Annotated in this window: 19 protein-coding genes and 1 riboswitch; of the genes, 13 read left to right on the forward strand and 6 right to left on the reverse strand. The window is 69.9% G+C overall.

The features are described 5' to 3' along the window. The first annotated feature begins 42 nt into the window (after positions 1 to 42). On the forward strand, positions 43 to 1,140 hold the full coding sequence (locus FHT37_RS16145) for a DNA glycosylase AlkZ-like family protein (protein ID WP_183482857.1): 1,098 nt from the start codon (positions 43 to 45) through the stop codon (positions 1,138 to 1,140). Between the two features lie 39 nt (positions 1,141 to 1,179). On the opposite strand, the gene FHT37_RS16150 is transcribed toward FHT37_RS16145, so the two are convergent. Continuing rightward, the gene (locus tag FHT37_RS16150; RefSeq protein WP_255489704.1) at positions 1,180 to 2,208 is read right to left on the reverse strand and encodes an aldo/keto reductase; all 1,029 of its coding nucleotides are present in this window, start codon (positions 2,206 to 2,208) and stop codon (positions 1,180 to 1,182) included. A 190-nt stretch (positions 2,209 to 2,398) separates the two neighbouring features. Here FHT37_RS16150 and FHT37_RS25465 point away from each other — a divergent pair, with 190 nt between their 5' ends. Together FHT37_RS25465 and FHT37_RS16160 are read left to right on the forward strand one after the other, a co-directional pair. Further along, entirely contained in the window at positions 2,399 to 3,340 is a 942-nt protein-coding gene (locus FHT37_RS25465) for an AraC family transcriptional regulator (protein ID WP_183482859.1), read from the forward strand. Between the two features lie 8 nt (positions 3,341 to 3,348). Next, complete coding sequence (locus tag FHT37_RS16160) at positions 3,349 to 4,368, forward strand: AraC family transcriptional regulator (RefSeq protein WP_183482861.1); 1,020 nt, start codon at positions 3,349 to 3,351, stop codon at positions 4,366 to 4,368. A gap of 41 nt (positions 4,369 to 4,409) precedes the next feature. Here FHT37_RS16160 and FHT37_RS16165 read toward each other — a convergent pair whose 3' ends face one another. Then, positions 4,410 to 5,249, reverse strand: coding sequence for an SDR family NAD(P)-dependent oxidoreductase (locus FHT37_RS16165; RefSeq protein WP_183482863.1), 840 nt, complete (start codon positions 5,247 to 5,249; stop codon positions 4,410 to 4,412). A 616-nt stretch (positions 5,250 to 5,865) separates the two neighbouring features. Here FHT37_RS16165 and FHT37_RS16170 point away from each other — a divergent pair. The 4 genes from FHT37_RS16170 (at position 5,866) to FHT37_RS16185 (ending at position 7,364) form a co-directional block, all read left to right on the forward strand. After that, complete coding sequence (locus tag FHT37_RS16170; RefSeq protein ID WP_175538353.1) at positions 5,866 to 6,036, forward strand: hypothetical protein; 171 nt, start codon at positions 5,866 to 5,868, stop codon at positions 6,034 to 6,036. Between the two features lie 84 nt (positions 6,037 to 6,120). Beyond that, the gene (gene infA / locus FHT37_RS16175) at positions 6,121 to 6,378 is read left to right on the forward strand and encodes a translation initiation factor IF-1 (RefSeq protein WP_091727775.1); all 258 of its coding nucleotides are present in this window, start codon (positions 6,121 to 6,123) and stop codon (positions 6,376 to 6,378) included. Positions 6,379 to 6,421: 43 nt separating this feature from the next. Further along, positions 6,422 to 6,628: an oxidoreductase-like domain-containing protein gene (locus FHT37_RS16180; RefSeq protein ID WP_091727779.1), complete on the forward strand. Its 207-nt coding sequence runs from the start codon at positions 6,422 to 6,424 to the stop codon at positions 6,626 to 6,628. A 244-nt stretch (positions 6,629 to 6,872) separates the two neighbouring features. After that, on the forward strand, positions 6,873 to 7,364 hold the full coding sequence (locus FHT37_RS16185; RefSeq protein ID WP_183482865.1) for a hypothetical protein: 492 nt from the start codon (positions 6,873 to 6,875) through the stop codon (positions 7,362 to 7,364). On the opposite strand, the gene FHT37_RS16190 is transcribed toward FHT37_RS16185, so the two are convergent. Next, a complete protein-coding gene (locus tag FHT37_RS16190; RefSeq protein WP_183482867.1) occupies positions 7,292 to 8,083 on the reverse strand; it encodes an HAD family hydrolase in 792 nt (263 codons plus the stop codon). The two genes, FHT37_RS16185 and FHT37_RS16190, sit on opposite strands and share 73 nt — an antisense overlap. A gap of 72 nt (positions 8,084 to 8,155) precedes the next feature. After that, positions 8,156 to 8,254: riboswitch (S-adenosyl-L-homocysteine riboswitch) on the forward strand. A 102-nt stretch (positions 8,255 to 8,356) separates the two neighbouring features. Between FHT37_RS16190 and ahcY the strand changes: the two genes are divergently transcribed. From ahcY to FHT37_RS16215, 5 genes are all read left to right on the forward strand, one after another. After that, on the forward strand, positions 8,357 to 9,790 hold the full coding sequence (ahcY, locus tag FHT37_RS16195) for an adenosylhomocysteinase (RefSeq protein ID WP_183482869.1): 1,434 nt from the start codon (positions 8,357 to 8,359) through the stop codon (positions 9,788 to 9,790). Between the two features lie 33 nt (positions 9,791 to 9,823). Continuing rightward, entirely contained in the window at positions 9,824 to 10,555 is a 732-nt protein-coding gene (locus FHT37_RS16200) for a TlyA family RNA methyltransferase (protein ID WP_091727797.1), read from the forward strand. After that, the gene (metF, locus tag FHT37_RS16205) at positions 10,552 to 11,391 is read left to right on the forward strand and encodes a methylenetetrahydrofolate reductase [NAD(P)H] (protein ID WP_183482871.1); all 840 of its coding nucleotides are present in this window, start codon (positions 10,552 to 10,554) and stop codon (positions 11,389 to 11,391) included. The genes FHT37_RS16200 and metF overlap by 4 nt, the downstream gene beginning before the upstream one ends. 128 nt (positions 11,392 to 11,519) lie before the next feature. Then, positions 11,520 to 12,170, forward strand: coding sequence for an OmpW family protein (locus tag FHT37_RS16210; RefSeq protein WP_255489705.1), 651 nt, complete (start codon positions 11,520 to 11,522; stop codon positions 12,168 to 12,170). A 237-nt stretch (positions 12,171 to 12,407) separates the two neighbouring features. Further along, a complete protein-coding gene (locus FHT37_RS16215; protein WP_183482873.1) occupies positions 12,408 to 12,974 on the forward strand; it encodes a proprotein convertase P-domain-containing protein in 567 nt (188 codons plus the stop codon). A 125-nt stretch (positions 12,975 to 13,099) separates the two neighbouring features. Here FHT37_RS16215 and pepQ read toward each other — a convergent pair whose 3' ends face one another. Further along, a complete protein-coding gene (gene pepQ / locus FHT37_RS16220; protein ID WP_183482875.1) occupies positions 13,100 to 14,452 on the reverse strand; it encodes a Xaa-Pro dipeptidase in 1,353 nt (450 codons plus the stop codon). Then, complete coding sequence (locus FHT37_RS16225; protein WP_091727809.1) at positions 14,449 to 15,042, reverse strand: 5-formyltetrahydrofolate cyclo-ligase; 594 nt, start codon at positions 15,040 to 15,042, stop codon at positions 14,449 to 14,451. The genes pepQ and FHT37_RS16225 overlap by 4 nt, the downstream gene beginning before the upstream one ends. Positions 15,043 to 15,131: 89 nt before the next feature. On the opposite strand from FHT37_RS16225, the gene FHT37_RS16230 reads away from it, so the two are divergent. Continuing rightward, the gene (locus FHT37_RS16230) at positions 15,132 to 15,674 is read left to right on the forward strand and encodes a TfoX/Sxy family protein (protein ID WP_255488871.1); all 543 of its coding nucleotides are present in this window, start codon (positions 15,132 to 15,134) and stop codon (positions 15,672 to 15,674) included. Here the strand turns inward: FHT37_RS16230 and FHT37_RS16235 are convergent. Further along, positions 15,619 to 15,978, reverse strand: coding sequence for a DUF2917 domain-containing protein (locus tag FHT37_RS16235; protein ID WP_175538354.1), 360 nt, complete (start codon positions 15,976 to 15,978; stop codon positions 15,619 to 15,621). The genes FHT37_RS16230 and FHT37_RS16235 overlap by 56 nt on opposite strands. Between the last annotated feature and the right edge of the window lies 1 nt (position 15,979).

A 15,979-nucleotide genomic window follows, 5' to 3' on the forward strand; every position in this document is an offset into this window, starting at 1 on the left:
GTCGCGGTTACCGTCACGCCTTTCGATGACCGCTGCTTCCGAATGCCTGTGATCGACCACGACGCGTTGCGGCGTCACGCCATCGCCCGCACCTTCTTCAAGCCGACCACGCTGCTGCGCGCGATCCAGCGCCTGGGCTTCGTGCAGGCCGATCCGATCCGCGCGCCGGCGCGCGCGCAGGACCTGATCCTGATGCACCGGGTGAAGGACTACCGCGCCGGCCAGCTCGAGGCGCGTTACGCGCGTCTCGCCGTCGAGGAGGACTGCCTTGTCAACTACGGCTTCCTGGCCCGCGAGACGCTGGCGCTGCTGCATCCACGGGTGGCCCGGCGCGCCTGGGACGAAGCCATGAACGCGCGCGCGGCGGAGGTGCTCGAGTTCATCCGTGCGCGCGGCCGCACGCATCCGCAGCAGGTGCAACAGGCTTTCAGCCACGGCCGCGTCGCGGGTTACTGGGGCGGCGAGCTCAACGCCAGCACGCATCTCCTGGACGGCATGCATTACCGCGGCCTGTTGCGCGTGGCGCGGCGCGACTCCGGCACGCGCGTCTACGAGGCGATCGAGCACGCGACGCAGGACGACAGCCCGCAAGCCCGCCGCGAGCGCGCCGGCGCGCTGCTCGACATGATCGTGTCGCTCTACGCGCCGCTGCCCTCGCCGAGCCTGGGCTACCTGACGACGCTGCTGGGCTACGGCGCGCCGCACCTCAAGACCGAGGCCCGCGAGGTGCTCAAGCACGCGAAGTCGCGCTGGGCCCATGCGAAGGTGGACGGCGAGGTCTGGTACTGGCCCTCGGACGAGAACCCTGCCTCGCGCGCCCACCGGGTCGAGCCGGAGCGCCTGCGCTTCCTCGCGCCCTTCGATCCGCTGGTCTGGGACCGCCGCCGCTTCGAGCGGCTGTGGGGCTGGGCCTACCGCTTCGAGGCCTACACCCCAGCCGCGAAACGGACCATGGGCCATTACGCGCTGCCGATGCTGTGGGGCGACCAGGTGATCGGCTGGGCCAACCTGAAGGTCGAGGGCGGGACGCTGGTCCCGGACCTCGGCTTCATCGGCAAGCGTCCGCGCGACGCCGCCTTCCGCGCCGCGCTGGACGAGGCCTATCAGGAGATGTCGGTCTTCCTCGGCCTGGCGGAGTGAAGGACGGGCCGCCGGCGGGCGCCGTCGCTCAGGCGCTGCTCAGGCATTGACCAGCGTCATCGACACCTCCGGATAACGCGCGCCGGCAACCGGATGCGCGTCGATCAGGTCGCGCAGCTCCTCGCGCAGCACATCGTTGAGGCGGATGCGCGCGGCCATCGCGTTCTCCTCCAGCCGCGCGATCGAGCGCGTGCCCGGGATCGGCATGATGTCCGGACCGCGGTCCAGCAGCCAGGCCAGCGCCAGCTGCGCCGGCGTCAGGCCGTGGTCGCGGGCCAGCGCGACGATCGCATCGGCCAGCGCCAGGTTCTGCGCCATCGAGTCGCCCTGGAAACGCGGATTGACGCGGCGCCAGTCATTCGCGGCCAGTTGATCGGCGCTGCGGATCGCGCCGGTCAGGAAGCCGCGCCCCAGCGGGCTGTACGGCACCAGCGCGATGCCGAGCTCGCGACAGGTGGGCAGCACCTCGGCCTCGACGTCGCGCGTCCAGAGCGAGTACTCCGACTGCACCGCCGCGATCGGATGCACGCGATGCGCGCGGCGGATGGTCTCGGCCGAGGCCTCCGACAGCCCGAGATGGCGCACCTTGCCGGCGCGCACCAGTTCGGCCATGGCGCCGACGGTCTCCTCGATCGGCACCGACCGGTCGACGCGATGCAGGTAGTACAGGTCGATGTGGTTGACGCCCAGCCGGCGCAGGCTGGCGTCGCAGGACGCGTGGACGTGCGAGGGCTTGCCGTTGACGCCGGCCGACAGCCCGTCGGCATTGCGGACGATGCCGAACTTGGTCGCCAGCACGACCTCGCGCCGGCGGTTGGCCAGCAGGCCCGACAGCAGGCGCTCGTTGGCGCCGTTGCCGTAGATGTCGGAGGTGTCGAGGAAATTCATCCCGAGGTCCAGCGCCCGGTGCAGGACGGCCATCGAGGTGGCCTCGTCCGCGGGGCCGTAGAAATCGGACATCCCCATGCAGCCGAGTCCGAGCGCGGAGACCTCCGGCCCATGGGCGCCCAGCCGGCGGCGCGGCAACTGCGGCAGGTTGTTGATCGGTTCCCTGGACATGATGGTCATGGTGCGGCTCCTTCGAAGACAAGGTCTGCGCGGCGGCCGGCATGACCGCCGCGATGCCTGTCAGCTTAGGAATCCGCCCCCACCCGGGACCAGCGCAAAGCTCGCCCGTCCTTGCCCAATCCTCCGGAACCCGCTTACCCACACGCGCGGGCGCTGGCGGCGCGCGCGACGGCCTTGCACAATCCGCCGCATGGTCGCACCCACTCCGATTCCTCTCGCCGACGGCTTCCCCGACGCGCTGCAGGCCCTGCGCGCGCAGATGGTGGATCTGACGCTCCGGCATGTCGATGGCGACGGCACGTCCGCCACGGCGATCCCGTGCCTGCAGCTGATCAAGGCCAGCTGCAGCACCCCCAAGACCGCGCCGGCGCTCTACGAGCCGGGCCTGGCGATCGTGCTGCAGGGCCGCAAGAAGGTGGAGCTCGGCACCGAGACGCTGTATTACGACCCGCTGCATTTCCTGCTGGTCTCGATGCCGATGCTGCCCAAGGGCGGCGTGATCGAGGCGACGCCGGACAAGCCCTACCTGTGCGTGCGCATCGGCTGCGACACCGCGACGCTGGCGGAGCTGATGCTGGAGGTCGGCCCGGCCGGCACCGATGCGCCGCCGGGGGCGCAGTCGGGACTGAACGTCGCGCCGGTGTCCGAGTCGCTGCTGGGCGCGGCGCTGCGGCTGATGCAGCTGCTGGACTCGCCACAGGACCAGCGCGTGCTGGGCCCGCTGTTGCAGCGGGAGATCTTCTACCGGGTGCTGACCGGCCCGCTCGGACCGCGCCTGCGCGCGCTGGCGCAGCAGGACAGCGCCACGCGCCGCCTGTCCCGCGCGCTCGACGAGTTGAACCGCCGCTTCAGCGAGGCGATCAGCATCGACGAGCTGGCCGCCGTGGCGCACATGAGCGCCTCGACGCTGCACCAGCGCTTCAAGCAGCTGACCAGCATGTCGCCGATGCAGTACCAGAAGCAGCTGCGGCTGCAGCATGCGCGGCGGCTGATGCTGGGCCACGGGCTCGACGCTGCCGCGGCGGCGCACCAGGTCGGGTATGAGAGCGCCTCGCAGTTCAGCCGCGAATACAGGCGCCTCTTCGGCACGCCGCCGCGGACCGACATCGAGCAACTGCTGCGCGCGGGATGAGCGGCGCCATGGACACGACCTTCACTCACACCGACACCGACGCGGCGATGGCCGCGCCCGATGCGATCGCCGAGCTCGGCGCGATGCTGCGCCGCCATGCGCCGCGCGAGGGCCTGTGGCCGACGGCGCTGCCACGGGTCTGGGCGATCCGGCTGGACGCGCCGGGCGGCGAAATGGCGCATGCGGTGCAGCCGGCCTCGCTGTGCGTGATCGCACAGGGCGCCAAGGAAGTCCACCTGGGCGACGAGCGCTACGTCTACGACGCGGCGCGCTTCATGGTCTTCACCACCGACCTGCCGGTCAGCGGCCGCGTCATCGACGCCACGCCGGAGCGGCCCTACCTCTGCCTGCGCCTGGACTTCGATCCGGAAGAGGTCGCCGAGCTGGTCGCGCGCAGCGGCCCGCCGCGTGGCCCGGCGTCGCCACCGCCAGGGGCGCTCTCCCGTCCGTCCGCGGCGCCGGCAGCGGCGACCGCCCGCGGCGCCGAGGACACGGGCCGCGGCCTCTTCGTCAGCGCGGTGACCCCCGACATGCTCGACGCGGCCGGACGGCTGGTGCGGTTGCTGGACCATCCCGAGGACCATGCCGCGCTGGCGCCGATGGCGATGCGCGAGCTCGTCTACCGCGTGCTGCGCAGCGAGCAGGGCGAGCGGCTGGCGCAGGTCGCGCGCGCCGACAGCCAGACGCAGCGCGTTCACCGCGCCATCCGCTGGCTGAAGGCGAATTACGCCCAGCCGCTGCGCATCGAGGCGCTGGCCCGGGAGGCGCACATGAGCGCGTCCTCGCTGCACCACCATTTCCGCGCGCTGACCTCGATGAGCCCGCTGCAATACCAGAAGCAGCTGCGGCTGCAGGAAGCGCGCCGGCTGCTGATCGCGGAGGGACTGGAGGTCGCGCGCGCCGGCCACGCGGTCGGCTACGAGAGCCCGTCCCAGTTCAGCCGCGAGTACAGCCGGCTCTACGGCAGCCCGCCCTCGCGCGACGCCGCCAGGCGCCGGGACACGCCGCCCGCGCGAGCGCTGGCCTGAGCGCCCGGCGGCGGCCGTCGGCGGCCGTCGGCGGTCGTCGGTCAAGCGTCGTCGCGGTCCAGCGAGGCCGACAGCGCGGCATGCGCCTCGACCTCGGCGAGACGCTGGCCGAAGGTCTCGCGCGCCATGCCCAGCGCATCGGAGCCCGCCACGAAATGCAGCGGCGGCGTCGGCATCGCGGCCAGCTCGACGAAGGCCCGGCCCAGCTTGGCCGGATCCCCCGGCTGCCGATGGTTGTAGGCCTCGTAGGTGGACAGCGGCGGCCGCGGCAGCGCGGCGTAGTCCGCGATCGTCCGGGTGCCGTAGCGCACCGAGCTGGCGTCCAGGAAGTCGGTCCGGAAGAAGCCGGGCTCGACCACCGTCACCCGGATGTTGAAGCCGGCCAGCTCCGGCGCCAGCGAGGCGCTGAAGCCATCGACGGCGAACTTCGTCGCGCAGTAGACCGCCGCGACATCGAAGCCGCGGAAACCGCCGACCGAGGCGATGTTGATCACGTGACCGTCGCGCTGCCGGCGCATGACCGGCAGCACCGCCCGGGTGACGTGCATCAGGCCGAAGACGTTGGTGGCGAACTGGCGCTCGATGTCGTCGGCGCCGATGGCCTCGAACAGGCCCAGCTGGCCATACCCCGCGTTGTTGACCAGCACGTCGATGCGACCGAAGCGCGCGACGGCCTGCTCGACCGCGTGGACCGCGTCGGCCTCGCGGCTGACGTCCAGCGGCAGGCACAGCACGGCGTCGGCGTACGCCGCATAGGCGTCCTGGAGCGCCGCGACATCGCGGCCGGTGGCGACGACGCGATCGCCGGCGACCAGCGCCGCCTTGGCGATCTCCAGCCCGAAGCCGCGGTTGGCGCCGGTGATGAACCAGATCTTGCTCATGGGATTCAGTCCTTGGAGGGATGACAGGGTGGAGGGATTTCCCCTCGACGGGGGCGCTTGCCGGCGGACCTCGCGAGGGATGGATTCATCGTAGGCAGCAGCCCCCGGGGCCGCATGCCCGTTCCGGCGGACCGCTTGCACGATCCGCCGCGACCGGCAGGCGGTGCTCGTCGTGCTCGTCGGGCTTGCGCCGCCCGCCAACCGCCGGCCCTTCCGCACGATCCCCGCGTCCTGACTGCAAGCGACGCTGCGCAATTCGCGCGCTTGCGCTACAATCCGCAGCTTGATTCGCACAAGACCACCCTCTTCAGGTCTTCTTCTGCAGCCCCTCCGGTCCCTCTCACGGACCTTTCTGCGAGCGGCTCGCACCAGCATCAACCCCCGGTTCGTGCGCTTGCGCGTTTCTGGCTTCGGCCGGTTCGATCGTCCTTGGGCGAACGGCTGCTGGAGCACCTCTTCGTGTCCCGCCCCGGCTTCGCGCCATCGAAACAGGGAAAGGGCACATTCCCAAACCGCGCCAAGACGGTTGCTTATTGCGATTGCCTGTCAAGGCGCACACCTCATGAAAACTATGCGAACCAAAAGCATTGAGGTGGGGCGATTCCTTGTCTCACCGATGACCAAACCCCATGCCGACGGCGGATTCGCCGCGGCCGTCTCGATCCGATCGGGACGCGGCATGGCCAGCATCGATCGCGTCATGCGATTCGTGCCGACCTTCGAGACCCGCCGCGCCGCGTTGCGCTACGCGGAGACCGAAGGCACGGCCTGGGCACGCTGCCATTGACGGCGCGCCCGTGATTCCCGAGGCGAAGGCCCGCGGCAGACCGCGGCCGGCGCCCTTATCGATTTCAAGAAAGGAGCCTCCCGTATGGCCAAGGAAGAACTGATTGAAATGCAGGGTGTCGTCAACGAAATCCTGCCGGACTCGCGCTTTCGCGTGACGCTGGAGAACGGCCACCAGGTCATCGCCTACACGGGCGGCAAGATGCGCAAGCATCACATCCGCATCCTGGCTGGCGACGCCGTCTCCCTGGAGATGTCGCCCTACGACCTGACCAAGGGCCGGATCACCTTCCGTCACCTGCAGCGCTCGGCTCACTCGGGACCGCCGCCGGTCCGTCGCTGAGCGTGCGCCGCTGGGGCCGAAACCCTCGCGGAGCCTCCCGGTCATGACCACCGCCCTGCCCGACCCCGCCGCGGCACCGGCCTCGCTCGAGGCCGACGACCCGATGCCCCAGCCGCCCGTGCAGCCGGACATCGACGCCTGCTGCGGCAACGGCTGCGACCCGTGCATCTTCGACCTGCACGACCTGGCGATGGACCGCTACCGGCAAGCGATGCGCGCCTGGAAGGCCCGCCACCCCGAGGCCGGCTGACGCCTCACCCCCACCCGGAAGGGCCGCCTCGCGCGGCCCTTCGCTTTTTCCGGCGGCCCCGTCCACGTTCGGGGGTCTCGCCTCCCTCCGACGAGGCCCCCCCCTCAGCTCGAGGGGCGTTTGCGTTTCGTGACGTTTTTGGGGACATCCTCGGGCTTCAGAACCCGCGCGCGCCCGCCGACATCCTGGACAGGCGCCGCGCTTGCCGCGCGGGCGCATCGATCTCCCTCGATCGGAGGCCCCGATGTTCATGACCGGCCAGAACCGTTTCCATGTCGCGCGTTCCGACGCCCAGGCCAACCTGCGCTTCGCGCTGGCGCGGCTGAGCACCGACTGGCGCCACCTCGACCCGTTCGGACTGGAGGTGCTACTGCGCCACCTGCTCATGGCGGAGCACCGCTGCATGCCGCATCCCAGCGTGCTGCGCGAGCGCCCGACCAACCGCTGGCTGCTGCCGCGACTGCGTCGCCGGCGCATCGAGGTGGCGGAGCGGCTGGTGGCCGTCGGCGGACGCGTCAGCCATGCGAGCCTGGCGCGGGTGCTGCCGCGCGGGCATGACTGGCCGGGGGTGTCGGCGCTGGTCGGGCGGCATGCCTGGGATCCGGTCGAAGGGCGCCAGCCCCGGCCGCGCGTCCCGGTCGTCGAGGACGCGCCGCCCCGTCCTCAGCCAGCCGCGGCCAGCAAGGCGCGGGCCACTTCGGCGAAACCGTCGCCGCGCTCGCTGGCGGCGACGTAGGCCGGCGGGTGATCCAGCATCGGCAGGAAACGCGCGATGTTGGCCACCCCCACCGACAGGGGCACCCGTTCGAACATCAGCTGGTCATTCGTCGAGTCGCCGACATAGACCCACTCCCGCGGATCGAACGCTCGCCCGGTCAGCCGCTTCACCGCCCACTGGGCGGCGGTCCACTTGCTGTGTTCCCCGATCCAGCCGTTGACGTGGATCGAGCTCACCGTCGCCACCAGCCCATGGGCGCGCATCAGGTCGCAGACGGCGGCGATCGCGTCGTCGTCCAGCCGCGTGAATTCGCTGTGGTCGACCGCGATGTCGGTCAGCCGCCCCGCGCTGTCGCGCGCCAGCTGGGCGCCCGGCACCGTCGCCACGATCGCCCCCGCGCAGGCCTGCAGACGCGCGAAGTTCTCCCGTCGCGTCGCGTCGTCCTGGGCGAACTCGGTGACCAGCGCGTCGTTCTCCCGGTGCAGCAGCACCCCGCCGTTCTCCGCCACGATCCCCCGCAAGGGCCAGTCCAACGCGAAGGGCGCGCTCCAGCCCGCGGGCCGGCCGGTGATCGCGATGACGGGGACGCCGGCGCCCTGCAGCCGATGCAGGGCCGCCAGCGCGGCGGGGGCGATGTCGCCCTCGGCCGTCAGGGTGTCGTCGATGTCGGTCAGCACCCCGCGCAGGGGGAGCCAGGCCGCGCGGGGACAGTCGCTGAGCGGGGGGATCGTTCGCATGGGGGGCGATTGTGGCCCCGACCGTGACGCTGTCATCGAGCCGTCGAACGGAACATGTCTACAATCGCGCCCTGTTCCGAGGAGCGTTGCGACCTCCCATCCCATCGAGGCCAGGCTCGGAACCGCCGCGCGGCGACGTGCCCGCGGCCATGGCAACCGCGCTCACCCGTCGACCCTTCGCAGGCCGGGTGAGGACCGAGCGGCAAGTGCCCTCCCCACTTCTCCCCATGTCCTGATCGCTGGCGTCGACGGCCCTTCCTCGCAGGAGTCCGCATGAACGCCCAACTGAAGCCGCTGGCCCAAGACCAGTACCTGATCAAAGACCTGTCGCTGGCCGACTGGGGCCGCAAGGAGATCAAGATCGCCGAGAGCGAGATGCCCGCGCTGATGGCGATCCGTGAGGAATACGCCGCGGCCCAGCCGCTCAAGGGCGCGCGCATCACCGGCTCGCTGCACATGACGATCCAGACCGCCGTGCTGGTCGAGACGCTGCAGGCGCTGGGCGCCGAAGTCCGCTGGGCCTCGTGCAACATCTTCTCGACGCAGGACCACGCCGCCGCCGCGCTGGTCGCCGTCGGCACCCCGGTCTTCGCCTACAAGGGCGAGACGCTGGAGGACTACTGGGACTACACCCACCGCATCTTCGAATTCGGCGCCAAGGGCCAAGCGGGCGAAGGCCCCAACATGATCCTGGACGACGGCGGCGACGCGACGCTGCTGATGCACCTGGGCCAGAAGGCCGAGAAGGACCTGTCGGTCCTGGCCAATCCGGGTAGCGAGGAAGAGCGCATCCTGTTCGCCGCGATCAAGAAGAAGATCGCCGAAGACGCGACCTGGTACACCCGCAAGAGCGCCGAGATCATCGGCGTGACCGAGGAAACGACCACCGGCGTACATCGCCTGAAGGAGATGTCGGCCAAGGGCACGCTGCTGTTCCGCGCGATCAACGTCAACGACTCGGTCACCAAGAGCAAGTTCGACAACCTCTACGGCTGCCGCGAGTCGCTGGTGGACGGCATCAAGCGCGCCACCGACGTCATGGTCGCCGGCAAGATCGCCGTGATCGCCGGCTACGGCGACGTGGGCAAGGGCTCGGCGCAGGCGATGCGCGCGCTGTCGGCCCAGGTCTGGGTCACCGAGATCGATCCGATCTGCGCGCTGCAGGCCGCGATGGAGGGCTTCCGCGTCGTGACGATGGAATACGCCGCCGACAAGGCCGACATCTTCGTGACCACGACCGGCAACAAGAACGTGATCCGCCACGAGCACATGGCTGCGATGAAGCACAACGCGATCGTCTGCAACATCGGTCACTTCGACAACGAGATCGACGTCGCCTCGCTCGAGCAGTACGAGTGGGAAGAGATCAAGCCGCAGGTGGACCACGTGATCTTCCCGGACGGCAAGCGCATCATCCTGCTGGCCAAGGGCCGCCTCGTGAACCTGGGCTGCGGCACCGGCCACCCGAGCTACGTGATGTCGTCGAGCTTCGCCAACCAGACGATCGCGCAGATCGAGCTGTTCGCGCACAAGGACGCCTATGCCGTGGGCCAGGTCTACGTGCTGCCCAAGCACCTGGACGAGCACGTCGCGCGCCTGCAGCTCAAGACGCTGAACGCGCAGCTGAGCGAGCTGACCGACGAGCAGGCCGCCTACATCGGCGTCAGCAAGGCCGGTCCCTACAAGCCCGACACCTACCGCTATTGATCGACTGACCGTCGACTGAACCGAGACCCGACCATGCGTGCTGATCAGCGGCTTCTTTCCCTTGGCCTGGCGCCCACGCGCTCGGCTGCCCAGCGGCTGATCGACGCACGCGCGGTCGAGTGGGAAGGCCCCAAGGGCTGGACCGTCGTGCGCAAGTGCGGCGAGGACCTGCCCGAGACCACCCCCATGCGCGTGACGAACGACGCCGAACTGCGTTACGTCTCGCGCGGCGGGCTCAAGCTCGAGGGTGCGCTGGCCAAGGTCGGCGTGTCGGTGGCCGGCTTCTCGGCCCTGGACATGGGCCAGAGCGCGGGCGGCTTCACCGACGTGCTGCTCAAGGCCGGCGCGGCGCACGTGACCGGCATCGACGTCGGCCACGGCCAGCTGCACGAGACCTTGAAGGCCGACCCGCGCGTGACGGCCCTCGAAGGCATGCACGTGAAGGACTATGTGCCCGCCGAGCCTTTCGACCTCGTCGTGGGCGACCTGAGCTTCATCTCGATGATCGGCACGATCAAGCACGTGGCCGGCTGGCTCAAGCCGCAAGGCCAGGCGCTGCTGCTGATCAAGCCGCAGTTCGAGCTCGGCCCCAAGGCCTTGAACAAGAACGGCATCGTCAAGGACAAGTCGCAGTACGCCGTGGTCAAGGAACAGGCCGTGGCCGCCGCCGAGAAGCGCGACCTCGTCGTCAAGGGCTGGTTCGAAAGCCCCGTTACCGGTGGCGACGGCAACACCGAATTCTTCATCTGGATCCAACAACCATGACGACGCCGGTCAGCATCGAATTCTTCCCGCCCAACACGCCCGTCGGCACCGAGAAGCTCAAGACCGTCGTGCAGGAGCTGCGCGCGGTGAATCCGCAGTACTTCAGCGTCACCTACGGCGCCGGCGGCTCGACGCGCGAGAAGACGCTCTCCACCGTCGCCGACATCGCGTCGCAAGGCTTCGATGCCGCGCCGCACCTGTCCTGCGTCGGCTCCACGCGCGAGAACATCGCCGAGATCCTGGCGACCTACCGCGAGCAGGACATCCGCCGCGTCGTCGCGCTGCGCGGCGACCTGCCCAGCGGCACGGCCACGGCGGGCGAGTTCCGCTACGCCGCCGAGCTGGTGCGCTTCATCCGCGAGACGCAGGGCGAGGACTGGGACATCGAGGTCGCGGCCTATCCCGAGTACCACCCGCAGCAGCGCTACGCGGCGCGCGACCTGCAGTTCTTCGCCGACAAGGTGCGCGCCGGCGCCAGCGGCGCGATCACGCAGTTCTTCTACAACCCCGATGCCTACTTCCACTTCGTCGAGGCCTCCCGCGCCCTGGGCGTGGAGGTGCCGATCGTGCCGGGCGTCATGCCGATCAACAACTACGCGCGCATCGCGCAGTTCGCGCAGCGCGACGGCATCGAGATCCCGCGCTGGGTCGCGCTGAAGATGGAGGGCTACATGGATGACGCCGCCTCCGTGCGCGCCTTCGGCCTGGACGTCGTCACGCGACTGTGCGAGCGCCTGATCGCCGGCGGCGTGCCGGGGCTGCACTTCTACACGCTCAACCAGAGCGCGCTGACGCTGGAGTTGTGCAAACGCCTCGGTCTCGCCGCCCAAGCTTGACCCCGCGCAAGCGGTCCGCGCCGCCGCGGGCGGTCTTCATGCCGCGCCGCCGTTCCTTGTGAACGGTCAAGGCCAGCGGCCCGGAGCCCACGTTCAATGCCGGTCACCCATTGACCAGGAGTGAACGCATGTCCCGCATCCCCACCCGACCCCGCTTGTCCCTCGGCGCCGCGGCGCTCATGGCGCCCATGGCGCTCATGGCGCTGATGACGACCGCCGCGCTGCCCGCGCATGCGCAGGGCAGCCCCTGGGTGATCCGCGCCCGCGCGGTGAACATCGACCCGGCGGACAAGGACCGGACCGGCCTCGGCCTGTCGCTGAGCCGCAAGACGATTCCCGAAGTCGACATCAGCTACTTCACCACGCCGAACCTGGCGACCGAACTGATCCTGACCGTGCCGCAACGGCACACGCTGCGCAGCAACGGCGTGCGCATCGGGACGGTCAAGCACCTGCCGCCGACGCTGACCCTGCAGTACCACTTCAACCCGGAGGGGCAGTTCCGCCCCTACCTTGGCGCCGGCCTCAACTACACGCGCTTCTCCAGCGCCCGATTCGAGCCAGCCGTGCAGGCGGCGCTGGCGCCCAGCATCGAGAAGCAGAGCGTCGGCCTGGCCGTGCAGGCCGGTTTCGACGTGATGCTGGATCCGCGGTGGTCGATCAACCTCGACATCAAGAAGCTCAAGATGGACACCGAGGTGCGCTCCAAAGGCGCGTCGGTCGGCAAGTTCAAGATCGATCCGCTGCTGATCGGCGTCGGCGTGGGCTATCGGTTCTGAGTCCCAGGAATCCGCTTCATCCCCTTGGCCGTCGCATCGGCTGAGGGGACGGCGCGAGTCGCCAAACGTCGGGATTCTTGACAGTTCGTTAAAACCGCACGGGCGGGGCCTCGGGAATTGTTCACGGAAACAGCGCCAAGTGCCTATGCCGAAAGGGATTCGAACGCCATCCCTAATTCATTGGCATGAACACTGCTTACATGGAGTCACAAGCCACCTTTTTGTGACCCTGACTCCATGAACTTCAAGCGTCTGCTGGCCGTCTGCGCCGCCTCCCTGACCACCGCCTTCACCGCCCAAGCCGCGGTCGTGACCGCCTCCAGCACCACGCCGACCGCCATCTGCGACCGCTGCGTCGTGACCTCCACGCTGAACGTCGACACCCGCGGCACGCTGAGCGACGTGAACGTCTCGATCGTCGACCTGCGCCACACCTATGACGCCGACCTGGCGATCTGGCTGATCGCGCCGACCGGCACCACCGTCCAGCTGTTCAACCGCCGCGGCGGATCGGCCGACAACTTCTTCAACACCGTCTTCGACGATGCGGCGACCACCGCCGTCGCCAATGGCGCTGCGCCGTTCACCGGCACCTTCCGCGCGGAAGAACTGCTGTCGGCCTTCAACGGCCAGGACGCCTTCGGCACCTGGACGCTGCGCGTGGCCGACCTGGCCGGCGCCGACGTCGGCGTGATCAACAACTGGAACGTGCAGCTGACGACCGTGCCGGAGCCGGGTTCGCTGGCGCTGGCCGGGCTGGCGCTGGTCGGCCTGGGCATGGCGCGCCGCCGCAAGGCAGCCTGAGGCCGGCGGGCGAGCGCCCGCCAGCGACCGTCATCGGGCGCCGCTCGACGACCGGAACGATGAACGAAAGGGCCCGCGGGCCCTTTTTTCATGCGTGACGGGGTGGGCGCCGAGGGCGCCAGCGCTCAGCCCAGCGCCGCGAACGCGTCCCGCGTCAGGTTCTCGGGCGCGCCGCTGTCGCGGCAGGCGACATCGTCTTCGATGCGCACGCCGCCGAAGGCGCTGAGGTGCTTGACCAGCGCCCAGTCCACCTGCGCCGCCGCGGGCGTCGCGCGCAGCTTGTCCAGCAGCATCGGGATGAAGTACAGCCCCGGCTCGATCGTCACCACCATGCCGGGCTGCAGCACGCGCGTCAGCCGCAAGTAGGGGTGACCGTCGGGCTTGGGGATCGTGCCGCCGTCCTCGCCGGCCATGAAGCCGCCGATGTCGTGCACCTGCAGGCCGAGCAGGTGGCCGATGCCATGCGGCAGGAAGGTCGAGGTCACGCCCTGCGCGAGCATCGCGTCCTCGTCCATCCGCACGATGCCCAGCTGCCGCAGCACGCCGGCGATCTCGCGGTGCGAGGCCAGGTGGATGTCGCGGTAGTCGACGCCCGCGCGCACGCGATCGACCAGGCGCAGCTGCGCGGCCTCCATCGCGTCGACCAGCGCCTGGAAGCTGGCGTCGCCGTTGCCGGTGGTGCGGGTGATGTCCGAGGCATACCCGCAGCTGTGCGCGCCCGCGTCGATCAGCAGCGACAGCGACTGCGCCGGCGCTTGCTGGTCCTGGTACTGGTAATGCAGCACCGCGGCGTGCTCGTTCAGCGCGACGATGTTGCCGTAGGGCAGGTCGCGCTCGGCCAGGCCGCAGGCCTGGAGGTAGGCGGCATGAATCGCCGCCTCCGACCGGCCTTCGCGGAAGGCACGCTGCGCGGCCAGATGCGCCGTCGCGCCCAGTGTCGATGCCTCGCGCAGGCGCAGCAGCTCGTAGCCGGTCTTCACCGCGCGCGCGTGATGCAGGGGGTTCAGCACCTCGGGCGGGTTGTTCGGGACGATGTCGCCCAAGGCCGCGTCGGCCTCGCCGACGATCGCCAGCTCGCCCGGCAGCTGCAGGTAGGGCAGCGCTTCGCCCGGGGTGCGCACCACGATCAGTTCGAAGTGCTCCACCCAGAAGCCGCTCGGCGCCTCGGGCGGCACATGCCAGTAGTCCTCGGGCTGGACGTAGACCAGCCGGGGCCGGTGGCCGGGACGGATCACCAGCCAGCTGTCCGGATGGCGGATCAGCGGCACCCACAGTTTGAAGTGGGGGTTGGGCTGGAAGACGTAGGGCCGGTCGTCGAGGAAGGCGAACTTCTCGACACCGGACGCGATCAGCAGCGCGTCGTAGCCACCGCGATGGAGCGCGTGTTCGGTGCGACGCTGCTGCTCGGCGAGGTGGGCCACATACAGCGCCTCCAGCGTGTCGGCGGTCGGGCGGACGGGGGAATCGACGGCGTTCATGCGCGCGGATTCTCCCAGACCACTCCCATCTCGGTCAGCATCGCGTCCAGCCGCACGTCGTTCGGCTGGGCGGTCAGCGTCGGCTGGAAGCCGTGGCTGAAACCGACGCCCACGGCCTGCGGCCGAGGCTGTATCTGCGCGATGGTGCGCAGCATGAAGCCGCCGCCGTAGCCCATGCGGATGCCGCCCGGGCCGTAGCCCAGGCAGGGCAGCAGCAGGAGTTCGGGTTCGAAGGCCTCGGTGTCCTTGGGCTTGGTGATGCCGGTCGCGTCCTCTTCCATCGGGCAGCCGGGATACCAGACGTGGAAGCGCAGGCGACCCTGCTCGCGATCGACGACGGGCAGGCCGATGCGGCGTTCCGGATCGACCTCGCTCCAGCGGTACAGCGCCGGCAGCGGATCGAATTCGCCCTTGATCGGCCAGTACGCCGCGATGCGCTTTTCCTTGCGTCCCACCAGCCACACGCGCAGCACGCCCTGCACCAGGTCCGCGAGTTCCAGGCGGCCCGGCAGGTCCAGGCGCTCGCGGATCAGGCGCTCGCGCAGCGCCTGGCGGTCTTCGGAAATCGGCAGCTTGTCGTTCGGATCCATCCGGCCCCTTCGCGTTGCCCAGCGGGACCGACGGGCCCCGGAGCCGGCCATTGTGGCCGCGCCGGACGCGGGTTGCTAGAGTCGCCGCCATGGCACGAGGCACCACCACCACGGGAACCGTCCGGCGCGTCGCCGGCGCGGGCAGCGATTTCGCCAACCACTGCATGGAGCTGCTGGCGCCGCTCGGGCCGGTGCTGGCGCGGCGGATGTTCGGGGGCTTCGGGCTGTATGTCGACGACCTGTTCCTGGCCATCATCAGCCGCGACGAGCTCTACCTGAAGGCGGACGCCGTCAGCCAGCCGCGCTACCTCGAGGCCGGCTGCGAGCCCTTCCGGTACGCGAAGACCGGCAAGGACGGGCGACAGGAGGTCGCCAGCCTGAATTACTTCCGGCCGCCGGAGGAGACGCTGGAGTCGCCGGCGCTGATGCTGCCCTGGGGGCGGCTGGCGATGGAGTCGGCCTTGCGCTCGGCCAATGCGAAGCCGAAGGCCAGCACCCCGAAGAAGAGCGCCGGCACCACCGCCGAGCCCAGCACCGACAGGAAGCTGAAACCAGTCAAGGCCACGGCTCCGGCGCTCAAGCGTTCGCCAGGCGCTGGCCGAACAGCTGCCCGAAAGAAGGCAGCCGGCTGACGCGCCGCGCGCGCTGGGCGGCGCAGGCCTGCGGCGGCACCATCAGCTGGAAGCGGGCGGTCGGCCAGGCTTCCACGACCAGTTCGGTGCCGCTGGCCACTTCCAGAGTCTCCCCGGCCGACAGCCAGAAGTCCTGAGCCGGCAGGTTCAGGTCGCCGCGCTGCGTCACCCAGACGCGCCCGTCGAGCACATGCAGCTCGCGGCGGCCCGGGCCGATCGGCAGGCTCATCGCCTCGCCCGCGGACAAGGCCCACGCGGCATCGTCGCGGCTGACCTGGATTGATGACTTTTGCATGACGTTCATG

Origin of the sequence: Mitsuaria sp. BK037 (genome assembly GCF_014193045.1) — a bacterium.
Taxonomy (GTDB): Bacteria; Pseudomonadota; Gammaproteobacteria; order Burkholderiales; family Burkholderiaceae_C; genus Roseateles.

Bases quoted from the DNA above. Each gene is read 5' to 3' on its own strand.
- FHT37_RS16145 (WP_183482857.1), top strand. From the start codon at position 43: ATGCCTGTGATCGACCACGACGCGTTGCGGCGTCACGCCATCGCCCGC.
- FHT37_RS16150 (WP_255489704.1), bottom strand. From the start codon at position 2,208: ATGACCATCATGTCCAGGGAACCGATCAACAACCTGCCGCAGTTGCCG.
- FHT37_RS25465 (WP_183482859.1), top strand. From the start codon at position 2,399: ATGGTCGCACCCACTCCGATTCCTCTCGCCGACGGCTTCCCCGACGCG.
- FHT37_RS16160 (WP_183482861.1), top strand. From the start codon at position 3,349: ATGGACACGACCTTCACTCACACCGACACCGACGCGGCGATGGCCGCG.
- FHT37_RS16165 (WP_183482863.1), bottom strand. From the start codon at position 5,249: ATGAGCAAGATCTGGTTCATCACCGGCGCCAACCGCGGCTTCGGGCTG.
- FHT37_RS16170 (WP_175538353.1), top strand. From the start codon at position 5,866: ATGACCAAACCCCATGCCGACGGCGGATTCGCCGCGGCCGTCTCGATC.
- infA (WP_091727775.1), top strand. From the start codon at position 6,121: ATGGCCAAGGAAGAACTGATTGAAATGCAGGGTGTCGTCAACGAAATC.
- FHT37_RS16180 (WP_091727779.1), top strand. From the start codon at position 6,422: ATGACCACCGCCCTGCCCGACCCCGCCGCGGCACCGGCCTCGCTCGAG.
- FHT37_RS16185 (WP_183482865.1), top strand. From the start codon at position 6,873: ATGTTCATGACCGGCCAGAACCGTTTCCATGTCGCGCGTTCCGACGCC.
- FHT37_RS16190 (WP_183482867.1), bottom strand. From the start codon at position 8,083: ATGCGAACGATCCCCCCGCTCAGCGACTGTCCCCGCGCGGCCTGGCTC.
- ahcY (WP_183482869.1), top strand. From the start codon at position 8,357: ATGAACGCCCAACTGAAGCCGCTGGCCCAAGACCAGTACCTGATCAAA.
- FHT37_RS16200 (WP_091727797.1), top strand. From the start codon at position 9,824: ATGCGTGCTGATCAGCGGCTTCTTTCCCTTGGCCTGGCGCCCACGCGC.
- metF (WP_183482871.1), top strand. From the start codon at position 10,552: ATGACGACGCCGGTCAGCATCGAATTCTTCCCGCCCAACACGCCCGTC.
- FHT37_RS16210 (WP_255489705.1), top strand. From the start codon at position 11,520: ATGTCCCGCATCCCCACCCGACCCCGCTTGTCCCTCGGCGCCGCGGCG.
- FHT37_RS16215 (WP_183482873.1), top strand. From the start codon at position 12,408: ATGAACTTCAAGCGTCTGCTGGCCGTCTGCGCCGCCTCCCTGACCACC.
- pepQ (WP_183482875.1), bottom strand. From the start codon at position 14,452: ATGAACGCCGTCGATTCCCCCGTCCGCCCGACCGCCGACACGCTGGAG.
- FHT37_RS16225 (WP_091727809.1), bottom strand. From the start codon at position 15,042: ATGGATCCGAACGACAAGCTGCCGATTTCCGAAGACCGCCAGGCGCTG.
- FHT37_RS16230 (WP_255488871.1), top strand. From the start codon at position 15,132: ATGGCACGAGGCACCACCACCACGGGAACCGTCCGGCGCGTCGCCGGC.
- FHT37_RS16235 (WP_175538354.1), bottom strand. From the start codon at position 15,978: ATGAACGTCATGCAAAAGTCATCAATCCAGGTCAGCCGCGACGATGCC.